The following is a 17,202-nucleotide window of genomic DNA, read 5'->3' on the forward strand; positions in this document are numbered from 1 at the left end:
TGTTAGTGAATTTTTTCTTTTTGTTTGCTGCTGTACTCATTATTTTCCCCGTTTAATTAATCTAAAACCTAATTTTCATTAAAAATATTTGGCAACAAAAACAGGATTATCGGACATTTTAAACGGGTATAACATAGGCTTAACTTTGTCACATAGTTAGTATAAGCAGCATTCGTCTCAATTATGTTCATAAAACAAAAGAAAAAGGGTGCCCCATTATCGGGACACCCTCCTTTCATTTGCTGTATTCTTTTTAGAACATAAGTTCATCGGGATTGCTGCCGAAACGTTCATTTTTGTTCAAGGCATCTATTTGATTCATTTCATTTAAACTCAATGAAAAATCAAATACCTGTGCATTTTCTTTGATACGGGACGGCGTAATCGATTTAGGTATTACAACTAGATCATGTTGCAAATGCCATCTAATCAACACTTGTGCGGGACTTTTCCCGTGCTTCTTTGCTATATGATTAATTGTCGGCTCTTCCAAAAGGTTCCCTCTGCCTAGCGGGCTCCAAGATTCTACCTTTATTTCATGTTTTGCACAGTAATCACGAATTTCGACTTGAGTCAAAAGTGGATGCAATTCAATTTGATTGACGACCGGCTTCACTTCACTGTTTGCAAGTAAATTTTCCAAATGATGAACATGGAAATTACTTACACCGATTGATTTCACCTTTCCATCCTTATAAAGCTTCTCCAAGGCCCTCCAGGTTTCCAGATATTTATCTTTTCCCGGCCAGTGGATCAGGTATAAATCCAAATATTCCAATCCAAGTCGATTTAAACTATCTTCAAATGCCTTGAGCGTCGTATCATATCCTTGCTCGGTATTCCACACTTTGGAGGTTATGAACAATTCTTCACGTGGCACTCCGCATTCCCGAATCGCTTGGCCTACACCTTCTTCATTTTCATAAATGGCCGCTGTATCAATCGCACGATAACCGACTTCGACCGCTTTTTTGACGGACTCAACCGTTTCATTGCCGTTTTTCACTTTAAATACACCGAAACCCAACTGTGGCATTTTAACTCCATTATGTAAGGTGATCGTTTCCCCAATATTCGAAATCATTCCATCATTCCCCCTTACTTTTATTTACCAATTATACATCCCTCCACCTTCTATTTCTAACCATAAGCATCGGGATTTATAAAGTCCCTTGAACGAAAACAACACTCAAATACCATTTATATGTATTAAAGGATACATTTTTCTTTTTAATCATTCATTAAGTTAAATATTTTGTAAAAAAATGACGAAATATCTATCCTAATAGGTATGTAATTCGTTACAATAGTATAGTTCGACTTTAAACCATGTAAAAAAGAAGGTGCCATCTTTTAAGAATAATCAAAACTAAAACTCCCATGCTATATAATGAGGAGTGCAAGCTGTCTTGTGCCCATTCATCGGCCAAAATCTATATACACTTTACATACTTGAAATCAAGGGAGTCCTCCATGTATGAATAGCATTCTCATCTTAACCGCGCTAATTATTATTTTTGCTTTGGTCTTTGACTTTATCAATGGTTTCCATGATACGGCTAACGCCATCGCTACAGCCGTATCAACCAAGGCACTTAAACCACGTCATGCAATCATCATGGCTGCGGTCATGAATTTATTGGGAGCACTGACCTTTACAGGTGTAGCGCATACCATTACAAAGGATATCGTCGATCCTTTCACATTGAATAATGGTTCTTATGTTATTCTTGCTGCACTAATTTCGGCAATAATATGGAATTTAATCACTTGGTATTTTGGCATTCCAAGCAGTTCCTCCCATGCGATCATTGGTTCAATAGCTGGAGCGGCCATCGTGGCCAGTGGATTCGATGCTATTAAATGGAGTGGATTCACTAAAATTGTACAAGCATTGATCCTATCTCCCATCCTTGCCTTTACGCTTGGATTCATTGTTTATAGTATCTTCAAGGTAGTATTCAAAAATAATAATTTAGGAAAAACCAATACACGATTCAGGAGAATACAAATTGTCACGGCGGCCATCCAGTCTTATACACATGGAACGAATGATGCTCAAAAATCCATGGGTATCATCACGATGGCTTTGATCGCTAACGGATATGCCTCTACCTCTGAAGTTCCTTTCTGGGTACAATTATCTTGCGCAATAGCCATGGCGCTTGGTACATCGATCGGAGGTTGGAAGATCATCAAAACCGTTGGCGGTAAAATAATGAAAATCCGCCCGGTTAATGGTGTGGCTGCCGATATGACTGGAGCAGCGATCATTTTCGGTGCAACCTTCATGCATATGCCGGTCAGCACGACTCATGTCATTTCTTCTTCAATACTTGGGGTCGGTTCTGCGCACCGCATTAAAGGGGTAAAATGGGGAACGGCAAAAAACATGTTGGTCACTTGGTTCATTACATTGCCAATTTCCGCTTCCTTAGCTGGTGTCATTTACTATTTGATTGCTTTATTTTTATAGAACCTTTTGCCTTTCCATATCGGAAAGGCTTTTTTTTACAAATACCCCCTTATAAATGCAGGTTTTTCCCTTTTTTTAATTTTCCTTGTTTTTTTATGTAAAGTTTTATTAAGATTTTGTAAATTTTCGTCGAAAAACCTTCCCGGATACTACATGAATTCGTTACAATCAATTTGTTAATACTAAGCGTACGACTAAAGTGCGTAAATTTGCATGACTAATTGGGAGGCTTTAACATGGCTTTTAAATCAAAAAAAGACAAATTCGCTGTAATGCTTTTTAACATCGCTCAAAACCTTAAAGAAGGTGCTGACTATTTCGCGGATTATAAACTCAAGAACATCTCCGATCTAAAAGTATTTTCAGATACGATGAAAGACTATGAGCATAAAGGCGATTCAATGGTTCATAATGTGATCAAAGAGCTGAACAATGCTTTCATCACTCCTATCGAACGGGAGGATATCCTTGAATTAACCATGAGAATGGATGATGTCATAGACGGTTTGGAACACTGTGCGGCATTATTCGAAATGTACTCAATTGTCAATGCAGATGAGTATATGCTTAAGTTTGTGGATGCAATCAAACAGTGTACGTATGAGATTGAAAATGCCGTCGATACACTATCCACTAAAAAATTGCCATTGATACGTGAACATGCAATCAAAATTAAAGATCTTGAATCAGTTTGTGACGGAATCCAACGTCAATCAATCAAAAACTTGTTTACAGTTGAAAAAGACCCAATCAGGATCATTCAATATAAAGAAATTTACGAAAGCCTTGAAGAGATTGCCGATCACTGTCAAGCGGTGGCCAATACACTTGAAACAATCATAATGAAAAACGCCTAAGGAGTACCCCAATAAATGGATACTTTATTAATTATAACAATATTAATCGTTTTCTTTGCTTTAGCATTTGACTTCATCAATGGTTTTCATGATACAGCCAATGCAATAGCGACTGCCGTTTCAACAAAGGCCTTGAAGCCTAGGCATGCCATCATCATGGCAGCGGTCATGAATTTCGTCGGTGCCATGACTTTTACTGGAGTGGCGAAGACCATAACGAAGGATATCGTGGATCCGTTCACGCTTCCGAATGGTTCATATGTAATTATGGCTGCTCTACTTGCCGCTATCATATGGAACCTTCTAACCTGGTATTACGGAATACCAAGCAGTTCCTCCCATGCATTGATCGGTTCGATTGCTGGTGCAGCCATTGCTGCAGCGGGATTCGATGGAATTAAATGGGAAGGGTTCATGAAAATTCTTCAAGCTTTGATCTTCTCCCCGTTAATTGCTTTTGTAATCGGGTTTATCGTATACAGCATCTTTAAAGTTGTCTTTAAAAACAATAACCTGACAAAAACAAACCAAAAATTCCGGACTATACAGATTGCTACTGCTGCACTTCAATCGTATACCCACGGAACGAACGACGCACAAAAAGCGATGGGTATCATCACGATGGCCCTTATTGCAAATGGTTATGCATCAAGTACCGATATCGCCTTCTGGGTTCAGTTCTCCTGTGCGCTTGCAATGGGACTTGGAACTTCCGTCGGCGGATGGAAAATCATTAAGACAGTTGGCGGCAAAATCATGAAAATCCGCCCGGTCAATGGTGTTGCAGCCGATTTAACCGGAGCCTTTATCATTTTCGGCGCGACTGTAATACACATGCCAGTCAGTACAACCCATGTTATTTCGTCTTCAATCCTTGGTGTTGGATCTGCGCATCGTGTTAAAGGCGTAAAATGGGGAACGGCAAAAAGAATGATCATCACTTGGTTCATTACCATTCCCATCTCGGCAACATTAGCTGGTTTGCTTTATCTTTTAATTAACTTCTTATTCTAAAATAAAATCCCTTCCGGTTTCCATCGGTAGGGATTTTCTGTTTTATAAAGGATTTATCTATGCTTATCAATAGGAAATCGTTTAAAATTCAAGGAGAAGGAATTTTTTTAGCGAGGGGCAAAATAAGAATGAAGGAATTCGAAAAAAATAGAGATATTTTTAAAGACCTTTATGGAGATATGATGGAGTTTGCCGATAGAATCAGTTCTGTTTTAGGTTGCCCCATTACAATCGAGGATGGTAACCACCGCTTACTTGCTTATAGCACTCACGATGATACTACGGATCAGGCCCGTATCATGACCATAATCGGAAGACGTGTCCCTGAAAAGGTCATTAACAGTTTATGGAAAGATGGCTTCATCCCTGCGTTATTGAAAGAAGATGTCCCCATTAAAATCGGGGCCATCAATGATGTCGGTCTGGGTAACAGGGTTGCGGTTTCCATCCGGAAAAATAATGAAGTACTTGGATTCATTTGGGCCTTGGAAGTAAATGACCCTTTCACCGAAGAAGATATGAAATTTCTGCAATTCGCTGCCAAGGAGGCAAAGAACCAGTTACAGCAATTGCAATTGAAAAAGAAAAGGAAAGAAGCAGGTCACCAAGAGTTCCTTTGGCGCATGTTGACCGGGCACTACCAAGAAGAATCGGAAATAATTGAAAATTACAAGAAATTCTCAATCCATGTTCCAGTGGTTTTTTCCATATTGGTATTCGAATTTCCTAAAGAGATCAATCGCGAAGTGGAGCGCTACATTTCATACATGTTAACGACCACTCAAAAGATAAACAGTTCCTTATTTGCCATTGACCATAACAAGCTCATTCTTTTCGCGGGAGCCAACCAGGAAAACAGCCCTTCTTTCACTTCATCGATTTATGAGTTCATTCCTTTTTTCATTCTGGAGATGAAACGGCGTTTCGGTGTTGAGCACATCCTTGGAACGGCTGGCAATATGTATAAGAACTTAATGGATGTTAAATCAAGTTACGAAGAAGCTCTATACACCCTAAAAATGAAGAATATATTCCCTGATGACATGGCACTCATTTTACATTATGAAGAACTTGGCATGTTTCAAATGATTGAATCACTCGCGAGCAACAAACAGCGCCGTGTTCATCCTTCCATCCTTAAACTTAAAGCATACGATATGAAGAACCAGACGGAATTGCTGCAAACACTCACCGTCTATCTAGAGAAAGACTGCAACCCAAATGAAGCTTCAAAAAATCTTCATATCCATGTAAATACATTGAATTACCGATTAAAAAGAATCTCTGAAGTGGGAAATATTCGATTAAAAGACCCAATTCAAAAAATGTCCCTCTTTCTTAACATTAAACTTAATCAATATGATGAATTTTCCAAAAAAAATTAATGATATATTCCCAGATATGGAATACTAAAAGAAGTGTGGAAAGGTTGATCATATGAAATTAGAAACAAAAGAAGAACTTGAAAAAGAATTAACAATCATTGAAAAATGGGAGAAAGATCAGAAAGGACTATGGTTTTGGGAACGGATTGGGCGCATCCCCTTCAAGCTATTGGATAAGTTGACACCGGACTTCATTCAAAAAAAATTGGGTGTCATGATTGATGAAATCGGCAGCTATATTCAGAATGGCGGAAAATATTTAACGAAAGAAGCCCATATTCTAAGTCAGCTGCAAGCCAAGGTTCCCGAGTTGAATATTAATGATTTGGAAGATGTTTCAAGCATTCCCCTCCAAATCATGGATAGCGTGAGTCAGGATATTAAAACTTCAGGCAGCAAATTGGCAACGGTTCAAGGTGCCACTACCGGGATTGGCGGAATCTTCACCTTGGCCATCGACATCCCGCTTCTTCTCGGGATGTCCATCAAAACCCTTCAGGATATTGCCATTACATATGGCTTCAATCCCAGGGACCGCCAAGAACGTATATTCATCGTCAAATGTCTGCAATTTACAACATCGGATGTTGTCGGCAAAAAGGCTCTATTAAATGAATTGTCGAAAATGAACCAGACTGATTCCCAATCAAAAAGGGAAATAGCATCCGAACTCCAGGGATGGAAAGAAGTCGTTTATACATACCGCGATCAGTTTGGCTGGAAAAAGCTTTTGCAAATGGTTCCTGTTGCCGGAATAATATTTGGCGCCATTACAAATCGTTCGATGATTGCCGATATCGCCGATACGGGAATCATGCTTTACAAGAAAAGAAGGATTTTAGAGCGCATTCAAGAACCTATTGCAAAGAATTGATTTCAGCTATACAAAGGTCTTGATCCTCGCAAGTCCATGGTTTTTGAAACTGCGTTTGTGGAATTCCACAAATACACCTTTTTCATTTTTCTGATTTCCACATACTAACTGTTTCTTTTTCCAACTATACTTGTGATACAAATAGTAAAACATATTATTGGAGGGATTAAGATGAGAATAGGCATTCCAAAAGAGATTAAAAACAATGAAAATCGTGTAGCTATCACTCCAGCTGGGGTCGTGGCATTAGTCAATGCAGGACATGAAGTATTAATCGAAATGAACGCAGGTCTAGGAAGCAGTTTCACAAATGAAGCATATCAAGAAGCTGGTGCTGTTATAGTCGAGGACGCTGCTAGCGTTTGGGCAAGTACAGAAATGATCATGAAAGTAAAAGAACCTATCTCATCTGAATATAAATATTTCAGAAAAGATTTAATCCTTTTCACATATTTACATCTTGCGGCAGAACCGGCACTAGCTCAGGCACTAAAAGAAAGCGGTGTCTTGGCCATTGCTTATGAAACGGTTGCAGTAAACCGCACACTTCCATTATTGACACCAATGAGTGAAGTTGCAGGCCGCATGGCTGCACAAATCGGTGCTCAGTTCCTTGAAAAAAATAACGGCGGTAAAGGAATACTCTTAAGCGGAGTTCCTGGAGTTAAACGCGGTAAAGTCGCGGTAATCGGCGGAGGAATGGTTGGAACGAATGCTGCTAAAATCGCTATTGGTTTAGGCGCAGATGTTACCATTCTTGACTTAAGTCCTGACCGCCTGCGTCAGCTTGATGATATTTTCGGAAATGAACTGACTACACTCATTTCCAACCCTTATAATATTGCAGAAGCAGTCAAAGATGCCGATTTAGTAATCGGTGCCGTATTGATACCAGGTGCTAAAGCTCCTAAGCTCGTTACTGAAGAAATGGTTAAATCGATGTCTCCAGGTTCAGTCATTGTCGATGTTGCAATCGACCAAGGCGGTATCTTTGAAACGGTCGACCACATAACAACACATGATAACCCTACTTATGTTAAACATGGAGTAGTTCATTATGCAGTGGCGAATATGCCAGGGGCAGTGCCTCAAACTTCTACAGTAGCTTTAACTAACGTAACAGTCCCATTTGCACTTCAAATTGCAAATAAAGGTGCCATCAAAGCGATCCTTGAAAATGACGCTCTTGCAAAAGGCGTCAATGTGGCGAACGGTGAAATCACGTTCGAAGCAGTTGCCACAGACCTTGGCTACAATTACGTAAGTGTTGAAAACGCCTTAAACCCGAATAACATTAACGCTTAATATAAATAAGACTCCAGTATCTTGTCTGGAGTCTTATTTTTTTGGACGAGGGCCTCAATGAAGCTGAGCTTCTTCGTACGTTATCTGGATCAGGCCGGGATATTCCGCACAAGGGTCGAATTATCCTCATATGGGTTGGATTATCTGCTCGGATGGGCGGTTTCTCCAGGATAGTTAAAAAATATTCCACTTCTTGATCAAGTCTGCCCTTTCCCGGTTGATGTTCTTACTAATCATACAAAAATAGTATATTCCTCTTAATCTACGAAAATCTTTCCAGGATTCATTATTCCTTTCGGATCCAAAGCCTGTTTGATCGTTTTCATCACTTCGTAAGCAGCTCCGTGCTCCCTTCGCTGATACTTCGATTTTCCAAGTCCTACCCCATGTTCACCCGTACATGTACCGCCTTTTGTTAATGCATATTCGACGATTTCTTCATTTAACCTCTTCGCTTCTTTAACTTCTTCAGGATTTTTTAAATCAATCATGAACAATACGTGATAATTCCCGTCACCTACATGTCCTACAATCGCCCCCTCCACATTGGATTGTTCGACTTTCTTCCTTGTATCCAGTATGGCATTCGATAATTCATGTAGAGGCACACTTACGTCGGTCACCATCAGCTTTTTTCCAGGTGCACTGTGAATGAATGCGTACGCGAGATTATGGCGCGCTTCCCATAAGGCGTTCCGTGCTTTTGAATCGGTTTCAAACTGGATATCTCCACAGCCAAAATCACTCACGATTTCCTTGGCAAATTTGACATCCTGTTCCAGTCCGGCAAAATTCCCATGAAACTCGAGGAATAGAGTTGGTTGGACATCATAGGATTTGTCCATGAATTGATTAACTTTTTTTATGGACTCGGCATCCACCAATTCAATTCGTGCAATCGGGATTCCAGCAAGCATGATCCCATTAACCGCAGATACTGCCTGTTCGACGGTTGGAAATGAGGCTCTTCCGGCCATTGTGACTTCAGGGATGCCATATACCTTCAATGTCAGTTCAGTAAATACACCCAGCGTACCTTCAGAGCCGACAAACAAGCCATTCAAATGAATGCCTGAAGATGATTTTGTCGCTAGGCTTCCGGTATGAATCACTTCACCGTTTGCTAAAACCACTTCCAGATCCCTGACTTGATCGCGCATTATCCCATATTTGACCGAGGTCGTCCCACTTGCATTCGTAGCTGCCATCCCACCCAATGTAGCATCGGCGCCAGGATCGACGGAAAAGAACAAACCGTATTTTTTTAATTCTTTATTGAGTTGCGTCCTTGTCACACCCGGCTGGACCTTAACAAGGAAATCATTTTCCCTGATTTCCAATAGTTGATTCATCAAGGACAAATCCAGGGAAATACCACCTTTGACTGGAACGACATGCCCCTCCAAACTTGATCCTAACCCAAAAGGAATGACTGGTATTTCATGCTCATTCGCATAACGCATGACTGCACTTACTTCTGCTGTATCCCTTGGATATATGATCATATCGGGTAAATGCGGGGTGTGATATGATTCATCATGGCTGTGCTGTTCCAATAAAGTTTCATTCACCGTTACTTGTTCTTCCGAAAGTATCTTCCTTAATTCTTCTATATAACCTTTCATTATTACAGCCCCCCCCCCTTTTCTCCAAACATTCCGAAAATATTCCACGAATGAGATTGCCCTAATAGGCAATCCACCTTTCTTCATTTACTGAAACCTTTCGTTTTATCCGTGCAGGCCTTCATTGCTTGCAGAATGCTGGATCTTAGCTGATTCTCTTCTAAAGCCGCAACCGCAGATATCGTTGACCCGCCTGGGGTGCAGACATCATCCTTTAAAGCAGCAGGATGTCTTTCCGTTTCCAGTACCATTTTAGCAGCTCCCATTACAGCTTGTGCTGCCATTCGGTATGCTTGTTTTCGTGGAATGCCATCACGGACCCCTCCATCAGCCAGCGCCTCGATGAACATATAAACATAAGCAGGTGACGAACCGCTGATGGCCGGTACTGCGTCCATCAAATCTTCATGCAGGATTTCCGTTTTACCGAAACTATTCAGCAGTGCAGTCACATTCTCAATATCAGCTTCGGTAATTTCATCATTGATGCACATGGCAGTCATGCCCTCGCCGACAAGCGAAGGAGTGTTTGGCATCGTCCGGACAACCTTCACTCTTTTTTCGAAGCTGTTCTCAACTAGAGATACAGTGATTCCAGCTGCCATAGTAATGATAACGGCGTCTTCTTTAACGTGATTCTTCACTTCTTCAAGCACTAGCTTATGCATGGCAGGTTGGATTCCTAGAAAAAGAAAATCGGCAAAACCGGCAACCTCTTTATTATCCAAAGTACCTTTAACGTTATATTTCGTGGTGATTTTAGTTTTGGTCTCCGCACTCGCGGTACTGACCATGATTCCTTCAGGTGAGATGACCTCTGCAAGCAGCATGCCCTCAAGCATTGCCTCACCCATTTTGCCGCATCCAATAAACCCGATTTTTTTATTCAAATCTTACACTTCCAATCATAAGTTCATCTATGTTCCACTTTATTATATCGGATATGATAAATGGAAACACGTTGGAGATATTAATCAGGAAGGATTTGGTGGTTTCTGGTCGAATTACTTAAAGTGATATGGATGAATCTTTATATTCACCTTTACCCACTATAGTCAAGTAATTGAATTCTTTTGCAAAAAAAAACGTTGACTAATTGGTCATTAGAGATTTATAATTTTGACCTATTAGTCATAAACGATTAAGAAATACAGTTATAGAAATGGAGAAATGCTATGCAAATGGAAAAAAAAGCGGTCAATACCAAGCTTGTCTTAACAGGATTGATCATAGGAATGTTTTTCAGTTCATTGGAACAGACGATCGTCGGTACGGCCATGCCGACAATTATCGGGGCATTGAATGGTTTCACCATCTTTGCATGGGTAACGACTGCCTATTTAATAGCCTCAACGACTGTTGTACCCATTGTTGGAAAGCTATCTGATTTATATGGCAGGCGTTCCCTTTATCTGCTTGGCACAATCATATTTACGATCGGTTCGTTTTTATGTGCCACAGCCACTTCGATGGAGCAATTGATCATCTACAGAGGTCTGCAGGGAATTGGCGGCGGAATGATCATGCCTTTATCCCAAACGATCATCGGCGATATATTCTCTGCGGAACAAAGAGCCAAATGGCAGGGTGTATTCGGAGCCCTTTTTGGATTAAGTTCTGTCATCGGCCCTTTTCTGGGCGGCCTGATCGTTGACCATATCAGCTGGCATTGGATCTTTTTGATCAATGTACCGACGGGCTTACTATCGGCCATATTGATTTATGCAGGATTGAAACATGAAGCGATTAGGAAAACTGTGAAAGTGAATATTGATTATCTAGGGATCTTCACTTTGATTCCTGGTATTGTCCTGTTATTGCTTGGTTTGACTTTCGGTGGTGATAAATTCGAATGGTTATCACTGGAATCTATCTTGATTTTCGGCAGCACCATTGTCTTCATTGTCCTATTCATCATTTTTGAAAGAAGAGCGGTCGAACCGATCCTTGATTTATCCCTTTTTAAAAATAGAGTTTTTTCCACCACGAATATTTTAGGGTTCCTGCTTGGCCTTGGCATGTTTGGGGCAATCATGTTCGTCCCGCTGTTCATGCAAGGCGTTTTGGGAGTTTCACCAACAAAAGCGGGATCGACCATGACTCCGATGATGATCGGTATGATTCTTTCCAGCATCATTGGCGGGCGGTTACTTTTGAAATTCCGTTTTCGTACCGTGCTTACCTTTGGAATGGCCTTTGCGACGCTTGGCTTTTTCCTAATGAGTATGATGGACGGCAGTACGACTATAATCACTGCGTACTCATTCATGGCCATCCTTGGGATAGGTATGGGGCTTGTCATGCCGACATTGATGATTGCCGTTCAAAACGAATTTCCAAAATCGCAGCTAGGGTCGGTTACAGCGGCTTCAACCTTCTTCCGCTCAATAGGTGGAACGATGGGCATCACGATTTTGAATGCTGTCATGAATCATAATCTCCAGCAAAATATGGATGATGCGGTCGTAAGTCAAAAGGACCCTATATTGCATGAGGCACTGAAAGCATTAGCCGATAAAACGGATACGTTATTCAACATCATGCTTTATCCCGAAAACCTAAAAATGCCCGCAGAAGTCAGCAATGTCCTTGTTAAAACGATAGAAAATGCTTGGATCGATGCATTCTCCAGTGTTTTCATCACCGGTATCTTTTTCGTTTCCGCAGGGATATTAGTGGCACTTTCCGTGGGTTCGGGCCGAATCAAAAGAGATCAAGAAACCGAAAAAGAATTAGGCTAAAACAAGCTCGGGACCGGCTGATATAATCAGCCGGCCTTTTTCATCCCTTCAATCCTATGTTTCTTTTTCTTTGATAAGGGCATTTTACCTATATGAGACTAAATGGGGTGATACTATGGACAAGATAAACGATTCAATTTTGCCTGCAGATTTTTATCAGCAGCCCACGCTTGAACTGGCGAAATCCCTTCTTGGCTGCCTGATCGTAAAAGAAACAGCGGAAGGAACCGCTTCTGGATTCATTGTTGAAACAGAGGCCTACATGGGACCTGGGGACAGGGCCGCACATAGTTTTGGAAATAGACGGACAAAACGGACGGAAGTGATGTTCGGAAATTCCGGTTTGATCTATACATACGTCATGCACACACATACACTGGTCAATGTCGTAAGCGGCGGACCTGAAAATCCGGAAGCCATTTTAATTCGTGCGATTGAACCGTATTCAGGGCTCGAGTTAATGCATGAAAGACGCGGAATTGCCGATATTCGTAAATGGACCGATGGACCAGGGAAGCTAACAAAGGCACTAGGCATCACCATGGATGATTATGGCCGATCTTTTACCGATCCCCCGCTTTATCTGGCTGCAGGAAAAAGGCCTGGCCACATATCCAGCGGCCCCCGCGTCGGAATCGACAACTCCGGGGAAGCAAAGGATTACCCTTGGCGTTTCTGGGTTACCGACAATCCATTTATATCCCGTAAGAACTTAATTAAAAAAAGGGGACCAAAATAGTCTCCTGATGTTATCCCCTCTAAGTGAACTGTATAAACTCTGGATGGTTATACAACTTTGAGGGGATTTTGCTTTGTCGGTAAGTATCCCGAAATACATATCAAGTATCGTATATGAACGTATGATGAATATAGCTAATGACAGCCCTAGCCTCAAAAGGAACAAGACTTTAATTGTAGTTTAATTTCTGCCAGAATTATACATTAGATTATTCAAGTCCCCTCAATATCCCATAATTCAATTTCCATAATTTCCTTACCCATTCATCTTCCAGCCTATTTCCCCAGTAATAATAAATTGACTTCCTTCTATTACGAACCTAATATAGTTAAGTCAGCAATATGGAAGGTGGTTTATGATGAACGTTCAGGCCCTTTTGCAAATGAATACAATTTTTATTAGTATCCTAATTGAATCCCTTCCCTTCATTTTACTGGGAGTCCTTATATCTGGAATCATCCAAATTTTTGTGTCGGAAGAGATGATTGCAAAAATCATTCCGAAAAATCCGATCTTATCTGTTCTATCCGCAATAGGTGCAGGAGTCTTTTTTCTTGCCTGCGAGTGCGGGATCGTCCCGATCACCCGCCGTTTGATCGCTAAAGGGGTTCCTCTTTCAGCGGCCATTGCCTTTATGCTTTCTGCACCCATTCTCAATCCGATCGTCCTGTTTTCCACCTATATAGCGTTTGGCAATAGCTGGAGCATGGTTTTCTATCGTGGCGGAATTGCATTCGCGGTCGTCTTGATCATTGCATTCATCCTGTCTTTTCAATTTAAGACAAATCAGCTTAAACAGGAACATATCGAACATATACAAATACATCACCATAAACTTACATTTAAAGACAAAATAACGGGGATGTTCAAACATTCGATTGAAGAGTTCTTTTCTGTTGGAAAATACTTAATCATTGGTGCATTGCTGGCGGCTGCCATTCAAACCTTTTTGAAAACATCCCTATTGCTTGAAATCGGTCAAGGAAAACTATCAGGGAATGCAGTCATGATGGCTTTGTCCTATGTCATGTCCTTGTGTTCCCAAGCGGACGCCTTTGTTGCAAGTTCTTTTAGAAGTACCTTTTCTCCCTCTTCACTAGTTGCTTTTCTTGTATTTGGGGCCATGTTTGATATTAAAAATACGATCATGCTTTTAGGTACCTTCAAAACAAAATTCGTTTTATGTTTGATGGCCTATATATTTATTTCCGTCTTAGGCCTAACTTTATTGTTTATTTCTTAAAGAGGGTGTTTTATATGGGAAGATTATTCATATTACTTGGACTTACTTTTTTATTCATGCACTTACACGCCTCAGGGAATATATCGAAATACATTAATATGGAATATTCATATGTTTCACAGATTGCTATCTATATACTGGCAATATTCACGTTAATGGGATCTTACTTATATTTTAAGGAAGATAATCAAGAAGAAGGTGTTGATTGTCAGTGCGGACATGATCACTCCCGGGAAAATAAGAAATGGAAAAGGAACCTTACTTACTTCCTATACTTCATTCCCATTTTAACCGGTCTCTTTTTGCCTGTTGCCACTATGGACTCCAATATTGTAGAAAAAAAAGGTTTTCATTTCCCTGTATATGAAGACTCGGATGAATATAGCCAGCATCAATTCCTGCAGCCGGATACGAGTCTTTATTATGGCAAGGATGACTATTTAACTTTAATGGATAACTCTCTCAAAGGCTTAGTTGATCGTGATAGTCTCCAATTAACAGATGAAAACTATCTAAACGATTTAGAAGCCATCTATTACTCTCCTGGAAAGTTCACTGGCAAGCAAATAACGTTAACCGGATTTTCGTACAATTCAGATGAGCTAGCCAAAAACCAGGTATTCCTGTTTCGTTTTGGGGTCATTCACTGTGTCGCTGACTCTGGGGTATTCGGTATGTTAATCGAATTTCCTGAAGGAATGCATCCTAAAAATGATGAGTGGTATTCCGTGACAGGTGAATTGGAATCCATTTATTATCAGCCATTCAAGAAAACCATTCCCCTGCTCAAAGTATCATCACATAGTAAAATCGCTGAACCGGATGATCCCTATGTTTATAGACAATATTAAAAAATGAATCATGGAAAGGTAAGGATATGCCATCCTTACCTTTCTTTTTAATCACCTAAAACCTCCATTTTTATGAAATCTCTTTTTATCCATTTATGCGAAATTACAGTATGGCCCTCTTACACTCCACCTAAATCCCATAAATCCCCATTTCCCTGTAGCAAGATTACCCGAAAAATGACGAAAAAGTTGATTTTTATTTATATGGGCCATGTTTTTTATATTCCATACCTTTATAATATAAATGCTAGATATTTTTTTACCACATCAGGAGGAACTTTCCTAAATGAACAATTCTAAAAACTCTTTCATTCTTGCGGGGACCATTATAGGTACCCTAATCGCCGGCACTTCTGCTTATGCTGGTTCTTATCAAGTTAAATCAGGGGACACCCTAGATAAAATCTCTAAAGCCAATAATACAACTGTCCAGCACTTAAAATCTCAAAACCATTTGACTAGTAACCTCATTTTTCCCGGCCAAGTCTTGAAATTTAATACTCTAAACAACAGTTCAGTTAAAAATAAAGATAAAACCGAAAAATATGTGGTTAAACTTGGGGATTCTTTATCTAAAATTGCCAAAAAATATAATGTATCCGTTAGTGCCCTGCTTAAATTAAACCCTAACATTTCTAATTCCGACCGGATATATATTGGCCAAACCATCCGGGTTTCCGGACAAGCCTCTGGATCGAGCTCTACGGCTAAAAACGGTTCAAATGCTACATATAAAGTCAAATCCGGGGATACACTGGGCAAAATTGCCAGAGTCAATAATATGACTCTACAACAATTAAAGTCTATAAACCATTTGACTAGCACTCTCATTTTTCCCGGCCAGGTCTTGAAGGTTAATGCCAATACCAGCATTCCGGATAAAAGTAAAAATACAACAGACGTGTATGTCGTTAAATTAGGGGATTCCTTATCAACAATCGCTAAAAGATATAACCTTTCCCTTAGTGCCTTACTTAAAATAAACCCAAATATTTCTAATTCAGATCGTATTCGTATCGGCCAAACCATCCGGGTTTCAGGGAAGGCCTCGGGATCTGCAAGTAATAAACCGTCCAAATCCATTAAAGCAGATCAAGTTTTGGCAGCTGGCGCTAAATACATGGGAGCCAAGTATGTTTACGGTGCGAGCACTTCACGCACTGACGTATTTGATTGCTCTTCTTTCACATTAAGGGCATTCCAAAGTGCAGGTATTTCCTTGCCTCGAAATTCAGTGGCACAATCACACGTTGGTACAGCCGTATCCTCGAAAGCCCTGCAAAAAGGGGATTTAGTATTTTTCGATACCAATAATGATGGAGTAATCAATCATGTAGGAATTTATGCCGGTAACGGTCAAATGCTGAATGCTTCAACATCTAAAGGTGTTTCCTACGCTAACATTAACAATTCCTACTGGGGACCTAGCTTTGTGAAGGCGGTCCGAGTTCTTAACTAAATGATGATGACAGTAAACTATAAAGAGCAAAAAAGCGTGGTTTGATAAATTTCATACACGCTTTTTTGCGTATCATAATGTGAAATATCCGCCAACCGGTGTTGCGATACAAATGCACTAGCAGGTTCCATATTACAATTTCCTTTGTAATGGTGGAAAACAAGCTTCCATTTCAGATTACCTCCTAAGGAGTCCTTCCATTTTCAGATATCGGTCATATTTTGGATCAAAAATATATATTTTTTCAAGTCTATTAGTCTCTTTAGTAAGTAACATTTTCATCACTTTTGCTGCATTACCTCTGTAGCATAAACACTTTCAGTGACTATTTATTCTGACAATTACACACCTGACAAAATAGTAACCTGGCTCCTATCCAACAATTATCATTTATATTAACTTGCGTGACTTCAGAGCAATAACCTTTCCCGAGGCAAAACGAGAGGTAGGGTTAATGGCTCCAAAACTCTCTCAATAATAAATTGATATAATACTCAAAAAATTAAAAAGCGTTTTACACCTTTACCTACAAATGTTCCCACATCATTATCTTTTTGACTCATTTCTTACGCATTAATCTTTACATCTCCCCAATCGCATAAAAGCGTAATAATTCAATTGTGGTTTTTTATT

General features: G+C 40.1%; 14 protein-coding genes. 11 read left to right on the forward strand and 3 right to left on the reverse strand.

The annotated features are described in order from the left end of the window. Window positions 1–253: 253 nt before the first annotated feature. Window positions 254–1,084, reverse strand: a complete 831-nt coding sequence (locus J7I90_RS07530) for an aldo/keto reductase (RefSeq protein ID WP_214769945.1) — start codon at window positions 1,082–1,084, stop codon at window positions 254–256. A gap of 393 nt (window positions 1,085–1,477) precedes the next feature. Between J7I90_RS07530 and J7I90_RS07535 the strand changes: the two genes are divergently transcribed. The 6 genes from J7I90_RS07535 (at window position 1,478) to ald (ending at window position 7,911) form a co-directional block, all read left to right on the forward strand. Continuing rightward, window positions 1,478–2,476: an inorganic phosphate transporter gene (locus tag J7I90_RS07535; protein WP_214769947.1), complete on the forward strand. Its 999-nt coding sequence runs from the start codon at window positions 1,478–1,480 to the stop codon at window positions 2,474–2,476. A gap of 236 nt (window positions 2,477–2,712) precedes the next feature. Further along, a complete protein-coding gene (locus J7I90_RS07540) occupies window positions 2,713–3,333 on the forward strand; it encodes a DUF47 domain-containing protein (protein ID WP_034315087.1) in 621 nt (206 codons plus the stop codon). Window positions 3,334–3,348: 15 nt separating this feature from the next. Further along, window positions 3,349–4,347 (forward strand): inorganic phosphate transporter, encoded by a 999-nt coding sequence (locus tag J7I90_RS07545; protein WP_214769949.1) that lies wholly within the window; start codon window positions 3,349–3,351, stop codon window positions 4,345–4,347. Between the two features lie 128 nt (window positions 4,348–4,475). Beyond that, entirely contained in the window at window positions 4,476–5,732 is a 1,257-nt protein-coding gene (locus tag J7I90_RS07550) for a PucR family transcriptional regulator (RefSeq protein WP_214769951.1), read from the forward strand. Between the two features lie 52 nt (window positions 5,733–5,784). Beyond that, on the forward strand, window positions 5,785–6,606 hold the full coding sequence (locus tag J7I90_RS07555; RefSeq protein ID WP_214769953.1) for an EcsC family protein: 822 nt from the start codon (window positions 5,785–5,787) through the stop codon (window positions 6,604–6,606). A 171-nt stretch (window positions 6,607–6,777) separates the two neighbouring features. Further along, complete coding sequence (gene ald / locus J7I90_RS07560) at window positions 6,778–7,911, forward strand: alanine dehydrogenase (RefSeq protein WP_053533925.1); 1,134 nt, start codon at window positions 6,778–6,780, stop codon at window positions 7,909–7,911. 257 nt (window positions 7,912–8,168) lie between these two features. On the opposite strand, the gene J7I90_RS07565 is transcribed toward ald, so the two are convergent. Together J7I90_RS07565 and proC are read right to left on the reverse strand one after the other, a co-directional pair. After that, a complete protein-coding gene (locus J7I90_RS07565; protein WP_214769956.1) occupies window positions 8,169–9,536 on the reverse strand; it encodes an FAD-binding oxidoreductase in 1,368 nt (455 codons plus the stop codon). An 83-nt stretch (window positions 9,537–9,619) separates the two neighbouring features. Further along, window positions 9,620–10,426: a pyrroline-5-carboxylate reductase gene (gene proC / locus J7I90_RS07570; RefSeq protein WP_214769959.1), complete on the reverse strand. Its 807-nt coding sequence runs from the start codon at window positions 10,424–10,426 to the stop codon at window positions 9,620–9,622. Window positions 10,427–10,711: 285 nt separating this feature from the next. On the opposite strand from proC, the gene J7I90_RS07575 reads away from it, so the two are divergent. The 5 genes from J7I90_RS07575 (at window position 10,712) to J7I90_RS07595 (ending at window position 16,569) form a co-directional block, all read left to right on the forward strand. Beyond that, entirely contained in the window at window positions 10,712–12,277 is a 1,566-nt protein-coding gene (locus J7I90_RS07575; RefSeq protein WP_214769962.1) for an MDR family MFS transporter, read from the forward strand. Window positions 12,278–12,392: 115 nt separating this feature from the next. After that, on the forward strand, window positions 12,393–13,016 hold the full coding sequence (locus J7I90_RS07580) for a DNA-3-methyladenine glycosylase (RefSeq protein ID WP_214769965.1): 624 nt from the start codon (window positions 12,393–12,395) through the stop codon (window positions 13,014–13,016). 355 nt (window positions 13,017–13,371) lie between these two features. Then, window positions 13,372–14,259, forward strand: coding sequence for a permease (locus J7I90_RS07585; protein ID WP_396020054.1), 888 nt, complete (start codon window positions 13,372–13,374; stop codon window positions 14,257–14,259). Window positions 14,260–14,273: 14 nt separating this feature from the next. Continuing rightward, window positions 14,274–15,110, forward strand: coding sequence for a TIGR03943 family putative permease subunit (locus J7I90_RS07590; protein WP_214769968.1), 837 nt, complete (start codon window positions 14,274–14,276; stop codon window positions 15,108–15,110). Window positions 15,111–15,396: 286 nt separating this feature from the next. Continuing rightward, the gene (locus J7I90_RS07595; protein WP_214769971.1) at window positions 15,397–16,569 is read left to right on the forward strand and encodes a C40 family peptidase; all 1,173 of its coding nucleotides are present in this window, start codon (window positions 15,397–15,399) and stop codon (window positions 16,567–16,569) included. The last annotated feature ends 633 nt before the right edge of the window (window positions 16,570–17,202 follow it).

This window comes from Bacillus sp. ISL-57 (assembly GCF_018613135.1).
GTDB lineage: Bacteria > Bacillota > Bacilli > Bacillales > DSM-1321 > Peribacillus > Peribacillus frigoritolerans.

Excerpts from the sequence above, each read along its gene's own strand:
- J7I90_RS07530 (WP_214769945.1), bottom strand. The coding sequence starts at position 1,084 with ATGATTTCGAATATTGGGGAAACGATCACCTTACATAATGGAGTTAAA.
- J7I90_RS07535 (WP_214769947.1), top strand. The coding sequence starts at position 1,478 with ATGAATAGCATTCTCATCTTAACCGCGCTAATTATTATTTTTGCTTTG.
- J7I90_RS07540 (WP_034315087.1), top strand. The coding sequence starts at position 2,713 with ATGGCTTTTAAATCAAAAAAAGACAAATTCGCTGTAATGCTTTTTAAC.
- J7I90_RS07545 (WP_214769949.1), top strand. The coding sequence starts at position 3,349 with ATGGATACTTTATTAATTATAACAATATTAATCGTTTTCTTTGCTTTA.
- J7I90_RS07550 (WP_214769951.1), top strand. The coding sequence starts at position 4,476 with ATGAAGGAATTCGAAAAAAATAGAGATATTTTTAAAGACCTTTATGGA.
- J7I90_RS07555 (WP_214769953.1), top strand. The coding sequence starts at position 5,785 with ATGAAATTAGAAACAAAAGAAGAACTTGAAAAAGAATTAACAATCATT.
- ald (WP_053533925.1), top strand. The coding sequence starts at position 6,778 with ATGAGAATAGGCATTCCAAAAGAGATTAAAAACAATGAAAATCGTGTA.
- J7I90_RS07565 (WP_214769956.1), bottom strand. The coding sequence starts at position 9,536 with ATGAAAGGTTATATAGAAGAATTAAGGAAGATACTTTCGGAAGAACAA.
- J7I90_RS07575 (WP_214769962.1), top strand. The coding sequence starts at position 10,712 with ATGCAAATGGAAAAAAAAGCGGTCAATACCAAGCTTGTCTTAACAGGA.
- J7I90_RS07580 (WP_214769965.1), top strand. The coding sequence starts at position 12,393 with ATGGACAAGATAAACGATTCAATTTTGCCTGCAGATTTTTATCAGCAG.
- J7I90_RS07585 (WP_396020054.1), top strand. The coding sequence starts at position 13,372 with ATGATGAACGTTCAGGCCCTTTTGCAAATGAATACAATTTTTATTAGT.
- J7I90_RS07590 (WP_214769968.1), top strand. The coding sequence starts at position 14,274 with ATGGGAAGATTATTCATATTACTTGGACTTACTTTTTTATTCATGCAC.
- J7I90_RS07595 (WP_214769971.1), top strand. The coding sequence starts at position 15,397 with ATGAACAATTCTAAAAACTCTTTCATTCTTGCGGGGACCATTATAGGT.